We start from the raw sequence: 19460 nt of genomic DNA on the forward strand, positions 1-19460 counted from the left end.
GGCGGTTTCCTTGCCAGGGCCGGCGACGGCGATCGGGATCGCGCCGCGCGCCCGCGCAAGCTGAATGATTGCCGAGCCGACGCCCCCCGAGGCGCCGGTGACGAGTACCCGTTCCCCGACAGAAAGCCTGGCTCTTTCCAGCATTCTCTCGCCGGTCAGATAGGCGCAGCAGAAAGTCGCAAGCTCGATGTCGGTCATGGTGGTGTTGATCACGTGGGCGTTTTCTGCCGGCAGCGCCATGTATTCGGCATAACCGCCGTCGCGTCCGTGGCCCATGTAGTCGATGTCGGCAAGGCTATCGTCCTCGCGGTTGTAGATGGAGAAATCGACCATCACCCGCTCGCCGATCCGTGTCGGATCGACACCCTCTCCGACGGCAACCACGTGACCGACGGTATCGGCGCCTTGGATGCGCGGAAAGGTCAGCGTATTGCCCTGCCGTCGCCACGTAGAAACGGCGCCGGGATCCTCTTCGGTACCGTAGGCGCCCTGGCGCACCCAGACATCGGTATTGTTCATGCCGCAGGCCGCCACGCGGATGAGGACCTCGCCGGCGGCAGGTCTGGGCACCGGGACGTCCCGGCTGTAGACGAGCTTGTCGAGCCCGCCATGGCCGGTCAGGAGGACGGCGGCCATCGTTTCGGGGATAGAGGCCATGTGTCTTCTCCCGTCAGCGGTTGGCGAAGACACTGTCGATCGCCTCGGCCGTCGCCTTGACGACGATATCCGCTTCCTCGCGGGTGAGGCAAAGCGGTGGCGCAAAACCGAGAATGTCGCCCTGGGGCATGGCGCGGCCGATGACGCCACGTTCCAGGAGCGCTGCTGCGATTTGTGGGCCGATCTTCTGGGAAGGATCGAAGAACCTGCAATCGTCCTTGTCCTCCACGAATTCCACGGCGGCCATGAGCCCGTCGCCGCGGACTTCGCCGACATGCTTGTGGCCGGCAACGGCCTTGGCCAGTTCGGAGCGGAAATAGGCTCCGGTCTCGGCAGCATTCTGCACCAATCCCATCTCGTCGATCAGTTCGAGGTTGGCGATGCCGGCCGCCGCGCAGATCGGGTGCGAGGAATAGGTCCAGCCGTGGCCGATCGCGCCGAGCTGGTCCGAACCCTGCACCAGGACCTGCCAGAAACGGTCGGAGACAATCGTGCCGGACAGCGGCGCATAGGCGGAGGTCAGGCCTTTGGCGATGGTGATGAGGTCCGGCTTCATGCCGTAATGGTCGGAGCCGAACATCGTGCCGAGGCGGCCGAAGCCGGTCACCACCTCATCGGCGACGAGTAGGATGTCGTATCTCTGGAGCACGGCCTGGATCTTTTCCCAATAGCCCCTGGGCGGTGGTACGATACCGCCGGTGCCGAGGATGGGCTCGCCGATGAAGGCTGCGATCGTCTCCGGGCCTTCCGCAAGGATCATCTCCTCCAGCTTGTCGGCACAATATTGCGAGAACTGTTCCTCGCTCATCGAGCGGTCCGGGCGGCGGAAATAATAGGGCGCTTCGGTATGCAGGATCGGCACGCGCGGCAGGTCGAAGGCCTTGTGGAAGAGTTCGAGGCCGGTGAGACTGCCGGTCATGACGCCGGAGCCGTGATAGCCGCGCCAGCGCGAGATGATCTTCTTCTTTTCCGGCCGCCCGAGGACGTTGTTGTAATACCAGATCAGCTTGATGTTGGTCTCGTTGGCATCGGAGCCGGAAAGACCAAAATAGACCCTCGACATGCCTTCCGGGGCCCGGTCGATGATCATCTTGGAGAGCGTGATCGACACTTCCGTGCCGTGCCCGACATAGGCATGGTAATAGGCCAGCTTTCGGGCCTGTTCGGCGATTGCATCGGCGATTTTCTGTCGGCCGTAGCCGACATTGACGCAGTAGAGACCGGCAAAGGCATCGAGGCTGGTGCGGCCGTCGCGGTCGGTGATGTAGACGCCTTCGCCGCTGCCGATCACCCGCGTCGGCGTTTCGCCGCGCGCATGCATGCCCATATGGGTCGACGGATGGAAGAAATGATCGCGGTCCCAGGCGGTGAGTTGGTTGTTTCTTTCGAGCATTGGCTTTTCCTTCAAGGTTGTGGGACCGCTCAGCCGGCGGTGTCGATGCAGAGATATTTGAGTTCCGTGAAGGCCTCGATGCCGTGGCGGGAGCCTTCGCGCCCGAGCCCGGATTGTTTCCAGCCGCCGAAAGGAACAGGCCCGCCGGTGATCTTCACGCGGTTGATCGCCACCATTCCGAATTCGAGCGCGCGCCCGAGGCGCATCTGCCGTGCGCCGTTTTCGGTGACCACATAGGCGACGAGCCCGTATTCGGTGTCATTGGCGCGGGCGACGACCTCGTCTTCCGTGTCGAAGACGGCGACGGCGGCAACCGGCCCGAAGGTCTCCTCGCGCATGATGACCGCATCGTCCGGTACGTTGGTGATGAGTGTCGGCTCGAAGAAAAGCGGACCGGCCTTGTGGCGTCTGCCGCCGGCAAGCAGCCTGGCGCCCTTGTCGAGCGCATCCTTCACCTGTGCCTCGACCTTCATTACGGCTCGTTCGTGCATCAGCGGTCCGATGTCGACGCCCTCCGCCAATCCGTTGCCGACCGTCAGGGCGGCAATCCGTTTGGCAAAGGCCGCGTTGAAGGCCTCGAATATGGATCGCTGCACGAAAATCCGATTGGCTGCGAGGCAGTCCTGGCCGGAGGTCGCGAATTTGGCGGCGACCGCGATATCGGCGGCGCGATCGATGTCGGCGTCGTCGAACACGATCAGCGGCGCATGGCCGCCGAGCTCCATCACCAGCCGCTTCATCGTCGGCGCACATTGTGCGGCGATCAGGCGGCCGATCTCTGTGGAACCGGTAAAGCTCATCGCCCGCACCCGCGCATCTTGGCAGAGCCGGCCGACGATGCTGGCGGCATTGCCGGTCACGACGTTGAACACGCCCGCTGGCATTCCCGCCCGTTCGCCGAGCTCGGCCAGCGCCAGCGCCGAAAGCGGCGTTTCGCAAGAGGGGTGCGCGACGACCGTACAGCCGGCGGCAAGTGCCGCAGCCGCCTTGCGGGTGACCATGGCGGAGGGAAAGTTCCAAGGCGTGACGATGCCGGCAACGCCGAGCGCCTCCCGCCGCACGATCATTTCGGCGCCCGGAAGATGGCTGGTGACGCTCTCGGCGTTAACCCGCTTTCCTTCCTCGGCATACCACTCGATGAAGGAGGCGGCATAGTCGATCTCCCCGCGGGATTCGGCAAGCGGCTTGCCCTGCTCCAGCGTCATCAAGAGAGCCAGATCCTCCCTGGCTTCGAGCATCAGCCGATGCCATTCCTTCAGGATTGCCGCCCGCTCCTGCGGTAACTTCGCCCGCCAGACGGGAAAGGCGGTCGCGGCAGCATCGATAGCTGAATCGGTTTCCTCGGCACTAAGACTCGCGACCCACGCGAGTGTTGCGGAGGAAGCGGGGTCGGCGACCTGGAAGCTTTGGCCGTCGGCGCCGGCAACCCAGCGCCCGTCCACATAGGCAAGGTCGCGCAGCAGGTGGCGGTCGGCGAGCCGCATCAGGGCCTCGTGATAGGCGGGGCGTGCAAAAACTGCAGTCATGGCCAGATCCTCGTTCGGTCGTGGCGCCAGTATCGCCTTGCCGATGCGAGAGATTGTCCATTCGCGAGGGGAAAAAGAGAGAGATGGTCTAAACTGGCCGGGCCTTGCGGAGAGATTGTCTACGACCGCTGGTCGATATCCGGCTCGAACAGCGCGGTAACGGGCACGCCCGTTTCCTCCTTCACCGTCTTGGTGACGATATAGGTGAAATAACGTTCGATACCGAGTTCGCGATCGAGCAGGTCGTCGATCAGGCGTTGATAGGCGTCGATGTCGAGGGCCACGATCTTGGCGATATAATCGACGCCGCCACCGACCGACCAGCAGGCGGTGATCTCAGGGATAGCAGCGACTACCCGTTCGAAACGATCGAAATCGCCCTGGCGATGGTTGGCGAGCGTGATCTCCACCATGACGCTGGCGATCGGCGCGATCTTCCTTGGCACAAGCCGGGCATGATAGCCGGCGATGATGCCTGCCTTTTCCAGTTTCCGAAGACGCATCCAGCAGGGCGTCGGCGAAAGGCCGACCTTTTCGGCGAGCGCGAGCTTGGTGATCCGGCCATCACCTTGGACCGCCTCGAGAATGCGCAGATCGATGGCGTCGAGTTTCATATGGTTTCCTGTCGTGCGGTTGTTGAGGAAGACAATGAAAATTCGTTTTGCCATTGTCAATTGAACTGATTTTAAGCACAGTAAAATCATGACAAATTGGCGCCCCGATCCCTCCCAGCTCCGCCGACCGGCCTATCTTTCGCTCGCCGAGCAGATCGCCCGCGCCGTCCAGGAAGGAAAGCTCGTCAACGGGACCAAGCTGCCGACCCATCGCCGCATGGCGGACGATCTCGGCCTGTCGGTCCAGACGGTCAGCCGGGCCTATGACGATCTTATCCGCCGAGGGCTGATTTCCGGCGAAATCGGGCGGGGCAGCTTCGTGCAGACGCAGGCGCGGGAGCCCGAACCGCCTTACCTGCCCGAACGGCTGGGTGAGGTCATCGACCTGTCGATCCTGAAGCCGGTCTGCGAGCAGATCCATGTCGAAAAATTCCGGCAGGCCTTCGCCTGGCTTTCGGAAAACCTGCCGGCGAGTTCGGCCCTGTCGTTCCGGCCGAATATGGTGTTCCCCCGCCATCGGGCTATCGCGACCGAATGGCTGGCACGCTGCGGCCTGGATGTTTCGCCGCTGAATGTCAGCGTGACCAACGGCGCAACATCGGGAATGACGGTGGCCCTGATGAGCGTCGCACCGTCCGGCTCGACCATCGCCACGGAAGTGGTCAGCCATCATACGCTCGTTCCGCTTTCCACCTATCTCGGCCTGCATCTGGAAGGGCTGGCGATCGACGAGGAGGGCATGATCCCCGAGGCGCTCGACGAGGCCTGCCGCAAAGGTCCGATCCGGGCGATCTTCCTGCAGCCATCCGTCATCAATCCCATGGCGGCTCTGATGAGTGCCGCTCGCCGCGAGGCACTTGCAGCCGTGGCCGCCAAGCATGACATAGCGATCATCGAGAACGACGTCCTCGGTCCCATGGTGGAGGGCCGTGCGCCGCCGATGGCCGCCTTCGCCCCGGAACGGACGCTCTACGTGACGAGCTTCACGAAAATCACCGTTCCTGGCCTGCGCATCGGTTATCTCGTCGCGCCGGACCGTTATGTCGCGGCGGTTGCCAACCGGCATCTGGTCTCCAACTGGATGGCAACGCCCGCAATGGCCGAGATCGCCACCCGCTGGGTCAGCGACGGCACCGCCATGGAACTCGTCAACTGGCAGCGCCGCGCCCTCGTCAGCCGTCATGCCATCGCCGCCGAGACGCTGGCGGGTCTGTCCTATCGAGCGCATCCACAGAGCCTGCACGTTTGGCTGCCGCTTTCCGGCAGTCACACCGAAGATGCCTTCGTGGCCCAGGCGCGGCTACGCGGCGTGGGCATTGCACCGGGCAAGTCGTTCCATACGACGGATCACGGATGGACGCCGGCCCTGCGCATCTCGCTGGGGTCGACAACGGAAAGCGAATTGCGCACTGGGCTCGCAATCGTCGCGTCGCTGGCGCAGGGAAACCCCGAAGAGCTGCTGCTTGCGATTTGATGCAAGCGCCTGCCGTTTGTGCAGGCGGAGAAATATTGTCATGATATTATTTTCCGAATTGACATGATTTCATGAGGCGGTCATCGTTGACCCATTGCTTGTCTCAACAGGGAGAGACATGAATGCCATCGCCCATCATCCGCATCGACAGCATCGTCAAGAGATACGGCCCACTGACCGTTCTCGATGGTTTGTCGATGAATGTGATGCCGGGCGAGAAGCTGGCGCTGATCGGCCCTTCCGGCTCAGGCAAGACGACGATCCTGCGCATTCTGATGACGCTGGAATCGATCAGCGGCGGCCATATCGAGGTCGACGGCGAGCAGCTTTATCACATGAAGAAGGGCGCCGATCTGGTTGCCGCAGACGAGCGCCACCTGCATCGCATGCGCAAGAAGATCGGCATGGTCTTCCAGCACTTCAATCTGTTTCCGCACAAATGCGTCCTCGACAATGTCACGCTCGCGCCGATGCTCACCCAGGGTGCGACACGTGCCGACGCCGAAAAGCGGGCCATGGATCTGCTGGACATGGTCGGCATGGCGGACAAGGCGAAGGCGGTGCCGGCACAGCTTTCCGGCGGCCAGAAACAGCGTGTCGCGATCGCCCGGGCGCTCGCGCTCTCTCCGAAGATCATGCTGTTCGACGAAGTGACATCCGCACTCGATCCGGAACTCGTCGAGGAGGTGCTGAATGTCATGAGGCGGCTCGCGGCCGAGACCGACATGACCATGCTGCTGGTGACCCACGAGATGGGCTTTGCGCATGATTTCGCGGACCGCGTGTTGTTTTTCGATCGCGGCAAGATCGTCGAGGAGGGCGGACCGGATGAGATTTTCCGGAACCCGAAGCAGGAGCGCACCCAGACTTTCCTGCGCAAGATCATAGCGGCCGGGCACCGCGTCTGACCGCCAAAGGCAGCGATACAGCCCGAAGACATCGGGAAAAAACCAGAGGAGTAGGGAACAATGAAAACGAGAATTTTAGCATCGGCCGTCAGCATTTCGGTCCTCGCCGCCATCGCGGGCGGTATTTCTGCATCCGCAGCGGACCTGAAGCAGTTGAAGGAGCAGGGCTTTGCCCGTATCGCCATCGCCAATGAGCCGCCCTATACGGCGGTCGGCGCCGACGGCAAGGTTTCGGGTGCCGCTCCCGACGTTGCCCGCGTCATCTTCGAGCGTCTCGGCATCAAGGAGGTGGTGGCTTCGATCTCCGAATATGGTGCGATGATCCCAGGCCTGCAGGCCGGCCGCCACGATGCGATTACCGCGGGCCTGTTCATGAAGCCGGAACGCTGCAACGCGGTGGCCTATTCCGAGCCGATCCTTTGCGATGCGGAAGCATTCGCCCTCAGGAAAGGCAACCCGCTGAAGCTGACGAGCTACAAGGACATTGCCAACAATACGAATGCCAAGATCGGCGCCCCGGGTGGCGGCACCGAGGAGAAGCTGGCCCTGCAGGCTGGCGTGCCGCGTGAGCGCGTCATCGTCGTGCCGGATGGGCAGAGCGGCATCAAGATGCTCCAGGATGGCCGCATCGACGTCTATTCTCTTCCGGTCCTTTCGATCCACGATCTTCTGGACAAAGCGAAGGATTCGAATCTCGAAGTCGTCGCACCGGTGGTCGGCGCGCCGGTGTATTGCGATGGCGCGGCCTTCCGAAAGCAGGACGTCGCCCTCCGCGATGCGTTTGATGGGGAGCTCAAGAAGCTGAAGGAATCGGGTGAGTTTGCCAAGCTTATCGAACCCTATGGTTTCTCCGCCAAGGCAGCCATCTCGACCACTCGCGACAAGCAATGCACTGCCGCCCAGTAAACGGCCGAACTGAGGTGGACGGAGCGGCTCATGTGCCGTTCCGCCACCGATCGCGATGGCCTTGGGCCGTCTCTGCACTGTCTCGGATGATGGGAAGTTTCCGCTGATGTCGGTCTGGTCCGGCTATTTGACGCTGATCCTCGAGGGGGCGCTGGTAACGCTGCAGCTGACCGTTATGGGTTCGGCTCTGGCGCTGGTGATGGCTTTCCTGGCCGGCCTCGGGCGGCTTTCGCGCTTCTTTGCCGTGCGGGCGCTTGCGACGACCTATATCGAGTTCTTCCGGGGCACCTCGATCTTCGTCCAGCTCTTCTGGGTCTATTTCGTCCTTCCCTTCGCGGGCCTCACCCTCACGCCGCTTCAGGCGGGCGTTCTGGCTTTGGGGCTGAATGTCGGGGCTTACGGGGCAGAAGTTGTGCGCGGTGCCGTGAAGGCGGTCGGGCGAGAACAGACCGAGGCCTGCATCGCCCTCAATCTCTCCCGCTTTCAGCGGATGCGCCATGTCATCCTGCCGCAGGCGCTGCCGCTGATGCTGCCCACCTTCTGCAACAACGCCATCGAGCTTTTGAAGGGCACGGCCGTAGTCTCGCTGATCTCGCTGACGGACCTCACCTTCCAGGCGCAGGTCGTCCGTGCCCAGACCGGCAATACGCTCATTCCCTTCGCGACGATCCTCTTTCTCTACTTCGTCATGGCCTGGGCGATTTCCACGGTGATGCGCTGGCTGGAGCGGCGGGTGACGCGCAGCCTCGACGGCGTGAGGACCTGACCATGGAGTGGGATTGGGATTTCGTCTGGCAGATCATGCCGACCCTTCTCGAAGGGTTCAAGATCACTCTCCTGGCGACCGTCCTCGGTGCGGCCGTCGCGGCGGTGATCGGTCTGGCTCTTGCCATCGTGCGCCGCTCGCCGATCACCGCGGTCTCGCGCACGGTCGGCTTCGTTTCGGAATTCATCCGCGGCACGCCGCTTCTCGTGCAGCTCTATTTCATTTTCTACGTGCTGCCGGATATCGGCATCCGCCTCTCGCCGCTGGTCGCCGGCGTCATCGGAATCGGCGTCCACTATGCCACCTATACCGCCGAGGTCTATCGCGCCGGCATCGAGAATGTGCCGCGTGGCCAGTGGGAAGCGGCAAAGGCGGCCAATCTCACGACAAGGCAGGCCTGGATCCACGTCATCCTGCCCCAGGCGGTGCCGCCGATGATCCCGGCGCTCGCCAACTATTTCATCGCGATGTTCAAGGAAACGCCGCTGCTTTCGGCCATCACCGTGCTGGAGCTGATGAACCAGGCAAAGAGCATCGCCAACAGCAACTATCGCTATATCGAGCCGATGACGCTCGTCGGCGTCTTCTTCCTCGTGGTCAGCCTGATCTCGGTCCTGGGGCTGCGCTGGCTGGAGGAACGTTATGCCAGGATGGACGACTGAGATGACTTCCGTTGAGATAAGCCTCGCCGGCCGAAAGCCGCGACTGGACGATCGCCCGCTTCAGAAACGCATCGGTCTGGTGATCCTGGCCACCGACCATACGACGGAGGTCGACTTCCAGCGCATGGTCGCGAGCGACCGCATCGGCGTTTATGTCAACCGCATCCCGTATGCCAATCCGACGACGCCTGAAAATCTCCTCAGGATGCAGCCGGTGCTGACCGAGGGCGCCTCGTTGATCTTGCCGGGCGAGACGCTGGATGCGGTCATGTATTCCTGCACGTCCGCCTCCGTGGTCATCGGCGATGCCCGCATCGAGGAGGCGATCCGCGCCGCCAAACCCGGCGTTCGCGTGGTGACGCCGACGGCTGCGGCCGTAAAAGGCCTGCGGGCTATCGGTGCAAGCCGAATTTCGATCCTGACGCCCTACACCGTGGAGACGAGCCGGCCGATGGCCGATTATTTCGCCGGTCTCGGCTTCACGATCGACAGGTTTACCTGCCTGGGTTTCGACGACGACCGCGAAATGGCGCGCATTGCACCGGACGAAATCGTTTCGCTCGCCCGCGATGCAATCGCACCGGTTTCGCAGGCGCTTTTCATCTCCTGCACCGCGGTCCGGGCTGCACAAGTCGCGGCCCGTATCGAAGCCGAGATTGGCAGGCCTGTCGTCAGCAGCAACCTTGCCACCAGCTGGGCCTGCCTGCGGCTTTGCGGGGAAATGGCATCGCGTCCTGAACTGGGCACGCTGATGACCAAGCCCTATCCGGAAGGCTGAGACCATGAGCGGGAAGACCTTGCCGGTTCAACTTGACGATATCCGCGCCGCCGCGGTCCGCATCGATGGCCGCGTGTGCCGGACGCCGATGGCGGCATCGGTCGTTCTAAGCGAGCGGATGGGCGTACCGGTCCATCTGAAGCTCGAACACCATCAGACCACCGGCAGCTTCAAGCTGCGCGGTGCGACGAACGCCATCCTTTCGCTGACGCCGGAGGAGCGGACGCGCGGTGTGGTGGCGGCCTCCACAGGCAATCACGGGCGGGCGCTCGCCTTTGCCGCGAGAGCGGAAGGTGCCGTCGCAACCATCTGCATGTCGTCGCTGGTGCCGGAAAACAAGGTCGCGGAAATCCGCCGCCTCGGTGCGCGCGTGCGCATCATCGGACGTTCGCAGGACGAAGCGCAGGAAGAGGTGGACAGGCTGGTGGCAGAAGAGGGGCTGGTCATGGTGCCGCCTTTCGATCATCCGGCCGTCGTGGCGGGGCAGGGTACCCTCGGTCTTGAGATCGTCGAACAGGTGCCGGAGATCGGAACAGTTCTGGTGCCGCTGTCCGGCGGCGGGCTTGCCGCCGGCATCGCTGCCGCGGTGAAGGGACTGAGGCCGCAGGCGCGGGTCATCGGCCTGACGATGGAGCGCGGCGCGGCAATGAAGGCGAGCCTGGATGCGGGCAGGCCGGTTCTGGTCGAGGAAGTGCCGAGCCTTGCGGATTCGCTCGGGGGCGGCATCGGGCTTGATAACCGCGTGACGTTCGCGATGTGCCGGGATCTTCTCGACGATGTCGTCCTTCTCTCCGAAGCGGAAATTGCAGCCGGCATCGCACATGCCTATTCGGTCGAGCGCGAGGTGGTCGAAGGCGCCGCCGCTGTCGGCATCGGGGCGCTGCTTGCCGGAAAGGTCAAAAGCCTTGGGGCCATCGTCGCACTCCTTTCCGGCCGCAATATCGACATGGAACAGCACCGGCGGGTGATCAACGGTGACGCCATCCATGGAAAGGACGCCGCATGAGCCGGATCGTCATTCTCACCGAAAAGGATCTGCGCAAGCTTGTTCCGCTCGACGGCGAAGCAGTCGGCTGCGTCGAGGACGCTTTCCATGCGCTCGCCACCAAGCCGGTCGCCATGCCGCCGATCCTGCGCCTCGATATTCCCGAACATCGCGGCGAGGTGGATGTAAAGACGGCCTATGTGCCGGGTATCGAAGGGTTCGCCATCAAGATCAGCCCGGGCTTCTTCGACAATCCGAAGATCGGCCTGCCCAGCACGAATGGCATGATGGTCCTGCTGTCCAGCCGCATGGGTCTCGTGCAGGCGCTGTTGCTCGACAACGGTTATCTGACCGATATCCGGACGGCTGCGGCGGGCGCAGTTGCGGCAAAACATCTTTCGCGTCCGGACTCGGCCGTTGCGGCGATTTTTGGCGCAGGCATGCAGGCGCGGTTGCAACTGGAGGCTTTGGCGCTGGTCCGGCCGATTCGTGAGGCGCGCATCTGGGCGCGCGACCTCGGGAAAGCCAAAACCGTTGCCGCGGAATTGACGATCAGGCTCGGGATCACAGTAACGGCCGAGGCCGATCCTGAGATCGCCGTCGCCGATGCCGATATCGTTGTCACGACGACCCCATCGGAAATCCCGATCCTGAAGGCGGAATGGCTCCAGCCTGGCCAGCATGTGACCGCCATGGGTTCGGATGCCGAACACAAGAACGAGATCGACCCGGCAGCCATCGCCAAGGTCGATGTCTACGTCGCCGACAGCCTGAAACAGACGCGCCGGCTCGGGGAACTGCATCATGCCGTCAAGGCCGGGCTCATTTCACCGGATGCCGAATTTTCCGAGCTTGGGCAAGTCATCGCCGGCATCCGCCCCGGACGCGAAAACGCAGGACAGATCACACTCGCCGACCTCACCGGGACCGGCATCCAGGATACCGCCATCGCCACGCTCGCCTTCGCGCGGGCGGATGCCGCCGGCGCTGGCACCGCATTTGAAAGCTAAGCCGGCCTTGCGCCGGATAAGAAGGGAAGAAACATGACCCAGCCCAATCTCAAATTCTCGCGTGGGGAATATGCCGCGCGGCTGGAAAAGACCCGGCATGCCATGGAGGCGAAGGGGGTCGACCTCCTGATCGTCAGCGATCCATCAAACATGGCCTGGCTGACGGGTTATGACGGCTGGTCGTTTTATGTGCATCAGGCCGTCATCGTGCCGCCGTCCGGCGAACCGGTCTGGTTCGGCCGCGGCCAGGACGCCAACGGTGCCAAGCTGACTTCCTATCTCAGCCAGGAAAATATCGTCGGCTATCCCGATCATTACGTGCAGTCGACCGAGCGACACCCGATGGATTATCTCTCCGGTATCCTGACGGATCGCGGCTTCGGCACGCTGACGATCGGCGTCGAGATGGACAATTACTGGTTCTCCGCGGCTGCCTTCGCCTCGCTGCAGAAACATCTGCCGAACGCCCGTTTCGTGGATGCGACCGCGCTCGTGAACTGGCAGCGTGCGGTGAAAAGCGAAACCGAGATCAAATACATGCGCAACGCCGCGCGGATCGTCGAGGCGATGCATGCCCGTATCTTCGACAAGATCGAGGTCGGCATGCGCAAATGCGATCTGGTCGCCGAAATCTACGACGCAGGCACCCGCGGCGTCGACGGCATCGGCGGCGATTATCCGGCGATCGTGCCGCTCTTGCCGTCAGGTGTCGAAGCCTCCGCGCCGCACCTGACCTGGGACGACCGGCCGATGAAGAGGGGGGAAGGCACCTTCTTCGAGATCGCCGGCTGCTATAATCGCTATCACGTGCCGCTGTCGCGCACGGTTTTCCTCGGTAAGCCGACGCAGGCCTTCCTCGACGCGGAAAAGGCGACGCTAGAGGGCATGGAGGCAGGTCTTGCGGTGGCCAAGCCCGGCAATACCTGTGAGGACATCGCCAATGCCTTCTTCGCCGTGCTCAGGAAATACGGGATCGTCAAGGACAACCGCACCGGTTATCCGATCGGCCTGTCCTATCCGCCGGACTGGGGCGAGCGCACCATGAGCCTGCGCCCCGGCGACCGCACCGAGCTGAAACCTGGCATGACCTTCCATTTCATGACCGGCCTCTGGCTCGAGGACATGGGTTTCGAGACAACCGAGAGCATCCTCATCACCGACACCGGGGTCGAATGCTTCGCCAACGTGCCGCGCAAGCTGATGGTCAAGGATTGAGACAGCCATGAGCGAGAACGCCTTGCGACCGTCGCCGATCAGCCCGACGGTGGACTTCGACGCCGACGGCGTGCAGCACGGTTTCCTGCGGCTGCCCTATAGCCGCGACGATTCCGCCTGGGGATCGGTGATGATCCCGCTTACGGTTATCCGCAACGGCAAGGGGCCCGTGGCGCTCTTGACCGGCGGCAATCACGGCGACGAATACGAAGGGCCGATTGCACTCTTCGATCTGGCCCGCAGCCTCAAACCGGAGGGTGTCAGCGGCACGGTGATCATCGTTCCGGCGATGAACTACCCGGCATTCCTAGCCGGAACGCGAACGTCGCCGATCGACAAGGGCAACCTGAACCGCAGCTTTCCCGGTCGCCCGGACGGCACGGTAACGCAGAAGATCGCCGATTATTTCCAGCGCAATCTGCTGCCCCGGGCCGACGTCGTCCTCGACTTTCACTCCGGCGGCAGGACGCTCGATTTCCTGCCCTTCTGCGCTGCCCATATCCTGCCCGACAAGGAACAGGAGGCCCGCGCCTTCGAGCTGGTGAAGGCGTTTTCGGCGCCCTATTCGATGAAGATGCTCGAGATCGACGCGGTCGGCATGTACGACACGGCCGCCGAGGAGATGGGCAAGGTCTTCATCACCACGGAGCTTGGCGGCGGCGGCACGGCGACGGCGAAAAGCGCAGGGATCGCCAAGCGCGGCGTCATCAACGTGCTGCGCCATGCAGGCATCGTCGCGGGCAGCGCGGAAGTCATGCCGACGACCTGGCTCGACATGCCGGACGGCAATTGCTTTTCCTTCGCCGAGGAAGATGGACTGATCGAGCCCGTCTTCGATCTCGGAGATGAGGTTGGCGAAGGCGCCGTTGTGGCCCGCATCTACCCAACCGGACGGACCGGCGCAGCTCCCCGTGAAATTCGCGCGAAGATGGGCGGCATCCTGTGCGCCCGGCATTTCCCGGGATTGATCAAGGCCGGCGACTGTGTGGTCGTCATCGCCGTCGTCGTCAGCTGACGTAATCGAAAACTGTTTTTCTGCTCCGCCGCTTCGTTATGAAGGCGGCGGAGCGAATATATTCCGAGCTTGGATCAAAGCCGGATGCGCGCAAATCGCAGGTGATGCCGCCTTGGATCGCGGCCGCGCGCGCAGGTTCTTTCGCACTTGCGAAGGGCACCACAAAACCAACATCATTTCCCGCCAACTAGATTGTCAGCGGTCTTAAGCCTTGGCCATGGCTTCCGGATCGCGCTGCTGAACGAGGTAAACGACAAGGGAAAAATTGCATGGAGAACTCGATGACCGAAGTGTCCAGCAGATAGCCCGCCCTTCGAATGCGGCAAGGAGATCTCACGCATCATGTGCGCGAAACCGGCGCTTGCGGCAAGACGGCACAGCCTTCTCGCGGCTTGAAAAGGGGCCGAAACTCCACGAAAAAGGGTAGCTATGGAATGATGTCGCTCACATACGATCGGTATTTGTTGCGAAGAGGTCGGCCATGAGCATTGCTGATCGCCTGGTAACGGGAAGTCTCTGGGTCTCCCTCTCGAGGATCATCGTCAACGGGTTGTCGACCCTCAGCACCATCGTTCTGGCGTGGTATCTCTTGCCGTCGGATTTTGGCTTGGTTGCGCTTGCGACGACGATGCTCGCCATCGTGACGACGATAACTGAGCTTTCCTTGAACGAGGCGCTCATCCGCCACGAGGCTCCCGGGGAATCCCATTTCAGCGCCGCATGGACACTGGCTGCAACGCGCGGTCTGATATTGTGCGTCCTATTCGCCGCCTTCGCCTATCCGGCTTCCCTCATCTACGACGAGCCGCGCCTTTTCGGCGTCCTTCTTGTTTTGAGCCTTAGCCTCCTCATAAACGGGTTCGCCAATCCGCGACGGATCATGCTCCAGCGGGAGTTGATTTTCTGGCAGGAATTCGTGCTCAACGTTGCCCAGAAGGTTGCCGGATTTGTGGCGACCGTCGCCATCGCCGTCATCTATCAAACCTATTGGGCGCTTGTGGTCGGCACGTTGGTGATGCAGATCACCAACGTTGTGGCATCCTATTTTATCCTGCCGTTCCGCCCCCGGGTCACCTTTTCCCATATGCGCGAATTCTTTTCGTTCTCGATCTGGATTACCGCCGGGCAGATCGTCAACACCCTTAATTGGCGTTTCGATTACCTGCTGATCGGCAAGCTGTTGACGGGTTCGGCCCTTGGATATTATTCGCTTGGCGGGCAGCTCGCCATGACGCCCACGCGCGAAGCGACGGCGCCTCTGACCGCCACCATCTACCCCGCTTTTGCCAATGTCCGCCATGATCCTGCGCGTCTCGCCGCAGCCTATCAGCGAACGCAGGCGTTGCTGACGGCGGTCGCGTTACCCGCCGGCATAGGGATGGCGGTCATCGCAGATCCCCTGGTCAGGCTGGTGCTTGGTGAAAAATGGCTTCCGGTGATTTTCATCATCCAGGCGCTGGCCTCTGTTTATGCGCTGCAGACACTGGGATCTCTCAATCAGCCTCTCGGCATGGCGCTGGGGCAAACCCGGAACCTGTTCATCCGCGACGCGCAGATGCTTCTTGTCCGGATCCCGGTGATCACGATCGGCCTGGTGTTCTGGGGGCTTCCGGGGCTGATCTTCAGCCGGGTGCTCACCGGCCTCTTCAGCGCGTTTGTGAACATGGTGATCGTGAAGCGCTTCATAAATGTCTCGGTCACCGCCCAGCTATGGGCAAATTTCAGGGCGCTTGCCAGCTCGGCGGTCATGGCTGCCGGCGTCTCGCTCGCTGATCGCTACATGGGAATTGAGACCACGCATACCGGACTTGTTCTACAACTTGCCGCCCTTATTTGCCTTGGAGGCGTTCTCTATTGCGGCTCCAGCATCTTTCTCTGGCTGGTTATGGATCGTCCAAATGGTCCGGAGACTGAAGTCAGAAAGATCGCTTCCAAGGTGTTGTCCAAAGTCAGTCACGCCTGATCGCGGGACTTGTCGTTCTAACTTTTGAAAGAGAGGCGTAATGTCACCCGTTCAGCAATCCGAGCTTATCGCCAAGCTTCAGGACAGGACCCACGATTGCCTTAAACAGTTCATCCGCCCTGATGAACCGATAGCGATACTGGACTTTCCCGACATCAGGAATTGCGGAGATTCCGCGATCTGGCTGGGAGAAATGGCCTATTTGCAGAAGCGTTACGCAAAGCGGCCTTCCTATGTCTGCACGACCGACGATTTTTCGCCGGATGAACTTAAAACTTCTGCCCCGAACGGTCCGATCTTCATCCACGGGGGCGGCAATTTCGGCGATATCTGGGTATTTCACCAGGATTTCCGGGAGCGCGTGATGGAGCTGTTTCCCGACCGGCAGATCGTCCAGTTTCCGCAGTCGATTCACTACAAGTCTCCGGAGCGGCTGGAGCAAAGCAAGCGCGCGATCGGCAAGCACAAGAATTTCGTGCTGCTGGTGCGCGATGAGGAATCGTTTCAGTTCGCCAAGGAAAATTTTGATTGCCAGGTCCTTCTGTGCCCGGACATGGCCTTCTGCATCGGCAGCATAGAGCCCGCTGCGCCGGAATTTCCCGTGCTTGCGATGCTCCGCCAGGACAAGGAGCAGGTCGGGACCGTTGACTTTTCCGCCTATCCGGACATCCCGAAGGAAGATTGGATTACCGAGAGCCGGTCGAAGGTACGGGTTGCGAAAGCGCTCGGAGCAGCCTCGGCACTGCTGCATTTCACCCCTTCCGAAATGCGGCTGCGTAAACTGGACGCCGCGGCCAACAACCGCTTCCAGCGCGGCATACGGCAGATTTCCCGTGGCGGGGCCATCGTGACCGACCGCCTGCATGTGCATATCTGCTCGCTTCTCATCGGCCGCCGCCATGCGGTGCTCGACAACAATTACGGGAAAATCCGCCGATTCATGAATGCCTTTTCAGGAGGTACCGATCTTTCCTACAAGGCGACGTCGCTCGACGACGGCATCAGATGGGCAAAAGAACAGGCAGGTGTCGCGGCATGATCGCGCCTGAGATCAACGACTGGAGGCTGTCATGAGCGTTATCACCTTCATCATTCCCGTCAGGCACCAGGACAACGCACGTGACTGGAGCATCCTGAAGCGAAATCTGACGCAGACGGTGGCGTCCATCGCCAACCAGACCAGTCCCGATTGGCGGGGGGTGATTGTCGCCAACAGGGGCGCCGATCTTCCGGTCCTGCCGGACAAGTTCTCGGTGGCATGGGTGGACTTTCCGCCGAACGACATCCACGAGCGTGGCGATGCCACGGAAGAGGATTTTCTCGATTCATTCCGCGCCGACAAAGGCCGCCGCGTGCTTGCGGGCATGCTCACGGCCCGCGATTGTCGCTTCTTCATGATCGTCGACGACGACGATTTTGTCAGCGCTAGAATTACCGAATACGCCGCCCGGCACCAGAACGAGAACGGCTGGACGATCGACAAGGGCTATATCTGGGACGACGGCGGCAGCATTCTGTTGTGCCGCGACCAGTTCAACCACTATTGCGGAACCTCGCTGATCATCCGCTCGGACCTCTACGGACTGCCATCCAAGGCGGAAGACGTTTCACTCCAATGGATCAAGGACATGCTCGGCAGCCATGTCCGTATAGAATCAATTCTGACCGAACGCGGTACGCCCTTGAACGCGCTACCCTTCCGGGGCGCCGTCTACCGCGTCGCCCACAAGGGATCACACAGCAAGGCTCCGAGCCTGGTCCATATGTATTTCCTGAACAGGAACGTTCTCAGGCAACCTGTCCGGATTCTCAAAAATTTGACGAAGCTCCGACCGCTGTCGGCGGGATACAGAAAAGAGTTTTTTGGGCTTTCCGCCGGAAAGACGGAGTAGATATCGCGGCGTCCCGGTCGACAGGCACCGGTCTCGCTACCACTTCATGCTAAACCCGACCTTCGCACCGATGGCGTTGCTGTCGCCGAAGTCCTTGAGGCTCGTGCCGGTGAAGGCTTCCGCGTGGACTGAATACCGGTCGTTGGACCAGCTGAGCGAGCCGCCCAGGCTGAGGCCGCCCCAGAGCGGCTGGTTTTTGCTGACGACGCTGATCCCGGAGACATCGACATTCGAGCCGTCGAGAAAGTCGTAATAGAGATTGGCGATGCCGTAGAACTTCGCGCGGCTGATCTGTCCGGTGGCGTCCTTCCAGTCGCTGTCGTAATCGGCCGAGATGCCGAGGCGGCCGGTCAGGCTGTCGGCATCGTCCAGCGAGACGACGGCGCCATAGCGGTCGGTGAAACGGTCGAAGCGCACGGAGGAATAGGCCAGTTGCGCCTGCGGCGTCAGCGACCACTGGCGCGTCAGGGCGATCTTCTGTCCGGCTTCGACGCTGAGGCCATAACCGAAGCCGTCATTGCCGCTGGCAAGCGTGGCGTTAAGGGTCGAGGATTTGAGATCGCTGTCGTACCAGGTCAAAGCAGCCTGAGTATCGACGTAGAAGCCGCTATTGCCGTACCAGGTCAAGGTGCCGTCGAAGCCATAGCCCGTTGTATCGATATTGCCCTTGCCAAAGCGCGATGAGACGTCCGCCGAGGCTGTATCGACATGAAAGCTGACGCCGCCGATCAGTGCGCCGCTCCCGCTTTCATGCACCATCCCGTCGATCCCCGCCTGCATCGTCCAGGTGTCCACGTCGTATTCGGTGCCGGTGGTCGAGGTTTTCGGATTGAAATGCGCATGCGTGCCGTCGATGCGGGTCCAGATCGCCTTGGCGGGATCATTCTCCGCTTGCCCCTCGTCGAGTGCCCGACCGCTGGTGCGCTGGCGTAGCGTGCCGAATTCGTTGAGGGTCTGCAGCACGCCGGCGTAGCTCTCGTAGAGCGGCACGCCCGGCGCATAGACCACTCCGATCGCGGCGCCGGCGGGATTGAGCAGGGCCGAACGGAGATACCAGTCGCCGTCGGCAGGCGTGCTGACGCCGCCCTGGTAGAGCCGATAGGCATAGGCTCCGCCGACCACGGCCTGATCGCCTTCGAACACATAGTCGCCGAGCAGCGAAAATGAGCCCGCGGACGCGCCTCCGACATCGACGATCTTGATGCCCTCGACGGTCTGCCCACCACCGCCGCCGAGATTGGTGACCGTGACATTGGTCGTGCCTGCGGTATTGCCCGTCACCACGAGCCGGTCGGTCGGCGAGGCGTCGCCGCCGAGCACGGTTTCGATCGCGAGTGTTCCGCCTGTGCCGGTATAGTTGCCGGCGATCGTCAGCGTGCCGATCGAATTGCCAGGCGCCACCACGCCGGCATTGGTCACATCGCCGAAGATGGTGCCGGTGCCGCCGAGAATGCCGGCCCCGGATGTCGCGACCGGACTGGTGATCGAGCCGTGGACGGCAAGCCTGCCGCCGCTCACCGTCGTCGCGCCGGTATAGGTGTTGACGCCCGAAAGCGTCTGGCTGCCGCCGGTGACGGTCAGACCGCCCGTGCCGCCGATGACGCCGGCGAACGTGTCGTTGGCATTGGTGATCGTCAGGGTTTGGGCCCCGAGCAACACGGAGCCGCTGCCGGCCAGGCTGCGGATCGCCGGAGCC

Annotated in this window: 18 protein-coding genes; 13 read left to right on the forward strand and 5 right to left on the reverse strand. The window is 62.1% G+C overall.

All coding sequences use genetic code 11. The features are described from left to right. The 4 genes from MOV61_RS19510 to MOV61_RS19525 all read right to left on the reverse strand — a co-directional run. Positions 1-657: alcohol dehydrogenase catalytic domain-containing protein (locus MOV61_RS19510; protein ID WP_247137755.1), on the reverse strand; the 657-nt coding region annotated here is incomplete at its 3' end. Between the two features lie 13 nt (positions 658-670). Beyond that, the gene (locus MOV61_RS19515; RefSeq protein WP_247137756.1) at positions 671-2050 is read right to left on the reverse strand and encodes an aspartate aminotransferase family protein; all 1380 of its coding nucleotides are present in this window, start codon (positions 2048-2050) and stop codon (positions 671-673) included. A gap of 29 nt (positions 2051-2079) precedes the next feature. Next, positions 2080-3576 carry an NAD-dependent succinate-semialdehyde dehydrogenase gene (locus tag MOV61_RS19520; protein WP_247137757.1) on the reverse strand — a complete coding sequence of 499 codons (1497 nt, stop codon included), beginning with the start codon at positions 3574-3576 and terminating at the stop codon, positions 2080-2082. A gap of 119 nt (positions 3577-3695) precedes the next feature. Continuing rightward, positions 3696-4190 carry an Lrp/AsnC family transcriptional regulator gene (locus MOV61_RS19525; RefSeq protein ID WP_247137758.1) on the reverse strand — a complete coding sequence of 165 codons (495 nt, stop codon included), beginning with the start codon at positions 4188-4190 and terminating at the stop codon, positions 3696-3698. 88 nt (positions 4191-4278) lie between these two features. Here MOV61_RS19525 and MOV61_RS19530 point away from each other — a divergent pair, with 88 nt between their 5' ends. The 13 genes from MOV61_RS19530 to MOV61_RS19590 all read left to right on the forward strand — a co-directional run bounded on the left by MOV61_RS19530 (position 4279) and on the right by MOV61_RS19590 (position 17764). Beyond that, positions 4279-5664, forward strand: a complete 1386-nt coding sequence (locus tag MOV61_RS19530) for a PLP-dependent aminotransferase family protein (RefSeq protein ID WP_247137759.1) — start codon at positions 4279-4281, stop codon at positions 5662-5664. Positions 5665-5786: 122 nt separating this feature from the next. Further along, positions 5787-6572, forward strand: a complete 786-nt coding sequence (gene ehuA, locus MOV61_RS19535; RefSeq protein WP_040125472.1) for an ectoine/hydroxyectoine ABC transporter ATP-binding protein EhuA — start codon at positions 5787-5789, stop codon at positions 6570-6572. Positions 6573-6632: 60 nt separating this feature from the next. Then, positions 6633-7478, forward strand: a complete 846-nt coding sequence (ehuB, locus tag MOV61_RS19540; RefSeq protein WP_247137760.1) for an ectoine/hydroxyectoine ABC transporter substrate-binding protein EhuB — start codon at positions 6633-6635, stop codon at positions 7476-7478. 106 nt (positions 7479-7584) lie between these two features. Continuing rightward, a complete protein-coding gene (gene ehuC / locus MOV61_RS19545) occupies positions 7585-8244 on the forward strand; it encodes an ectoine/hydroxyectoine ABC transporter permease subunit EhuC (RefSeq protein ID WP_041365856.1) in 660 nt (219 codons plus the stop codon). A 2-nt stretch (positions 8245-8246) separates the two neighbouring features. After that, positions 8247-8906, forward strand: a complete 660-nt coding sequence (gene ehuD, locus MOV61_RS19550) for an ectoine/hydroxyectoine ABC transporter permease subunit EhuD (protein WP_247137761.1) — start codon at positions 8247-8249, stop codon at positions 8904-8906. Between the two features lies 1 nt (position 8907). Further along, positions 8908-9684 (forward strand): ectoine utilization protein EutA, encoded by a 777-nt coding sequence (eutA, locus tag MOV61_RS19555; protein ID WP_247137762.1) that lies wholly within the window; start codon positions 8908-8910, stop codon positions 9682-9684. 4 nt (positions 9685-9688) lie between these two features. Then, positions 9689-10690 carry a hydroxyectoine utilization dehydratase EutB gene (eutB, locus tag MOV61_RS19560; protein ID WP_247137763.1) on the forward strand — a complete coding sequence of 334 codons (1002 nt, stop codon included), beginning with the start codon at positions 9689-9691 and terminating at the stop codon, positions 10688-10690. Next, entirely contained in the window at positions 10687-11679 is a 993-nt protein-coding gene (gene eutC, locus MOV61_RS19565; RefSeq protein ID WP_247137764.1) for an ectoine utilization protein EutC, read from the forward strand. Before eutB ends, eutC begins: the two co-directional genes overlap by 4 nt. A 33-nt stretch (positions 11680-11712) precedes the next feature. Then, on the forward strand, positions 11713-12894 hold the full coding sequence (gene doeA / locus MOV61_RS19570) for an ectoine hydrolase DoeA (RefSeq protein WP_247137765.1): 1182 nt from the start codon (positions 11713-11715) through the stop codon (positions 12892-12894). Positions 12895-12901: 7 nt separating this feature from the next. After that, positions 12902-13909: a N(2)-acetyl-L-2,4-diaminobutanoate deacetylase DoeB gene (gene doeB, locus MOV61_RS19575; RefSeq protein ID WP_247137766.1), complete on the forward strand. Its 1008-nt coding sequence runs from the start codon at positions 12902-12904 to the stop codon at positions 13907-13909. A 481-nt stretch (positions 13910-14390) separates the two neighbouring features. Then, positions 14391-15872 carry a lipopolysaccharide biosynthesis protein gene (locus tag MOV61_RS19580; RefSeq protein ID WP_247137767.1) on the forward strand — a complete coding sequence of 494 codons (1482 nt, stop codon included), beginning with the start codon at positions 14391-14393 and terminating at the stop codon, positions 15870-15872. Between the two features lie 40 nt (positions 15873-15912). Next, on the forward strand, positions 15913-16911 hold the full coding sequence (locus tag MOV61_RS19585; protein WP_247137768.1) for a polysaccharide pyruvyl transferase family protein: 999 nt from the start codon (positions 15913-15915) through the stop codon (positions 16909-16911). A gap of 31 nt (positions 16912-16942) precedes the next feature. Beyond that, the gene (locus MOV61_RS19590; protein WP_247137769.1) at positions 16943-17764 is read left to right on the forward strand and encodes a galactosyl transferase; all 822 of its coding nucleotides are present in this window, start codon (positions 16943-16945) and stop codon (positions 17762-17764) included. Between the two features lie 36 nt (positions 17765-17800). Here MOV61_RS19590 and MOV61_RS19595 read toward each other — a convergent pair. Beyond that, on the reverse strand, positions 17801-19460 hold a 1660-nt coding region (locus MOV61_RS19595; protein WP_247137770.1), incomplete at its 5' end, for an autotransporter outer membrane beta-barrel domain-containing protein.

Origin of the sequence: Neorhizobium sp. BETTINA12A, from assembly GCF_023006485.1 — a bacterium.
GTDB lineage: Bacteria > Pseudomonadota > Alphaproteobacteria > Rhizobiales > Rhizobiaceae > Neorhizobium.

Coding starts and splice junctions, on each gene's coding strand:
- MOV61_RS19520 (WP_247137757.1), bottom strand. CDS start 3,576: ATGACTGCAGTTTTTGCACGCCCCGCCTATCACGAGGCCCTGATGCGG.
- ehuA (WP_040125472.1), top strand. CDS start 5,787: ATGCCATCGCCCATCATCCGCATCGACAGCATCGTCAAGAGATACGGC.
- MOV61_RS19525 (WP_247137758.1), bottom strand. CDS start 4,190: ATGAAACTCGACGCCATCGATCTGCGCATTCTCGAGGCGGTCCAAGGT.
- ehuC (WP_041365856.1), top strand. CDS start 7,585: ATGTCGGTCTGGTCCGGCTATTTGACGCTGATCCTCGAGGGGGCGCTG.
- eutB (WP_247137763.1), top strand. CDS start 9,689: ATGAGCGGGAAGACCTTGCCGGTTCAACTTGACGATATCCGCGCCGCC.
- ehuD (WP_247137761.1), top strand. CDS start 8,247: ATGGAGTGGGATTGGGATTTCGTCTGGCAGATCATGCCGACCCTTCTC.
- MOV61_RS19530 (WP_247137759.1), top strand. CDS start 4,279: ATGACAAATTGGCGCCCCGATCCCTCCCAGCTCCGCCGACCGGCCTAT.
- MOV61_RS19515 (WP_247137756.1), bottom strand. CDS start 2,050: ATGCTCGAAAGAAACAACCAACTCACCGCCTGGGACCGCGATCATTTC.
- ehuB (WP_247137760.1), top strand. CDS start 6,633: ATGAAAACGAGAATTTTAGCATCGGCCGTCAGCATTTCGGTCCTCGCC.
- MOV61_RS19580 (WP_247137767.1), top strand. CDS start 14,391: ATGAGCATTGCTGATCGCCTGGTAACGGGAAGTCTCTGGGTCTCCCTC.
- eutC (WP_247137764.1), top strand. CDS start 10,687: ATGAGCCGGATCGTCATTCTCACCGAAAAGGATCTGCGCAAGCTTGTT.
- eutA (WP_247137762.1), top strand. CDS start 8,908: ATGACTTCCGTTGAGATAAGCCTCGCCGGCCGAAAGCCGCGACTGGAC.
- MOV61_RS19585 (WP_247137768.1), top strand. CDS start 15,913: ATGTCACCCGTTCAGCAATCCGAGCTTATCGCCAAGCTTCAGGACAGG.
- MOV61_RS19590 (WP_247137769.1), top strand. CDS start 16,943: ATGAGCGTTATCACCTTCATCATTCCCGTCAGGCACCAGGACAACGCA.
- doeA (WP_247137765.1), top strand. CDS start 11,713: ATGACCCAGCCCAATCTCAAATTCTCGCGTGGGGAATATGCCGCGCGG.
- doeB (WP_247137766.1), top strand. CDS start 12,902: ATGAGCGAGAACGCCTTGCGACCGTCGCCGATCAGCCCGACGGTGGAC.